Origin of the sequence: Microvirga tunisiensis, from assembly GCF_009296175.1 — a bacterium.
Classification (GTDB): Bacteria; Pseudomonadota; Alphaproteobacteria; order Rhizobiales; family Beijerinckiaceae; genus Microvirga; species Microvirga tunisiensis.
The window spans coordinates 1-722 of record NZ_VOSK01000925.1 but is presented as its reverse complement, the minus strand read 5'-3'; the positions used below and the strand labels follow the sequence as shown (position 1 = coordinate 722).

The following is a 722-nucleotide window of genomic DNA, read 5'->3' as shown; positions in this document are numbered from 1 at the left end:
TGGCGGGTGTGGCACAGTGCAATCGGTGGCAGGGGTTGGTCTCAGCAACCAAATCCTACGCTGCTTCAAGCGCTTAAGCTACATCCGCCAGCCCTCTCCAGCCCTCTCGTGCATAAGAACGGCTAAGCACCTGAACAAGGGTGCGGCTCAGCCCGATCCATTGGGGGCCGCAATGCAGAACCACCAGCACGTCTCCTCTGCACTGAACCGCCTGATCATTGGCGCAGAGCAACCCTTCGATCTGCATGCTTTGTTGCAGAGCACGTCACGTACCCTGTGCAACCTCGACTTTGAGCATCAGCATGAGGTGCAGCGGGTGGAGCGCGGCAGGACTGATCCTGCGCTGAAGAGGCAGATCACCGACAACCTGAAGTGACGGCACCGCGAGCGGCGTCAGCCATACGTAGCGCTGATTGCCGAACTTCAGAGCCACCTCTCGTCAGCGATGCCGCACGATCTTCAGGCGACAGGCTGATAGCATTTTCGCTTCTATTGGCTCATCTGTCCCTTCGGACCTGGACCCGGAAGTGCCTGAAGAGGCGCTTCTTATTGCCTGCTGTCTGGCCCTGTACAGTGAGGGTGAGGCAAGGTTGAGGGGACCTATGCCGGAATGTGGGTGATGACGGTTTGAGAAAGGCGACGTATCGAGGCGGGTGTCGAGCCTGCCAGAACCTCTTCAGGAGAGCGATACGTCATGACCGAGACTACCAACATTGTTCGCC

At 58.4% G+C, this 722-nt stretch carries 1 protein-coding gene; it reads left to right on the top strand.

Annotation, left to right across the window (positions count from 1 at the left end):
* Nucleotides 1-376 (top strand): hypothetical protein (locus tag FS320_RS47470; protein WP_210252277.1); only part of this gene is annotated, 376 nt, incomplete at its 5' end.
* Between the last annotated feature and the right edge of the window lie 346 nt (nt 377-722).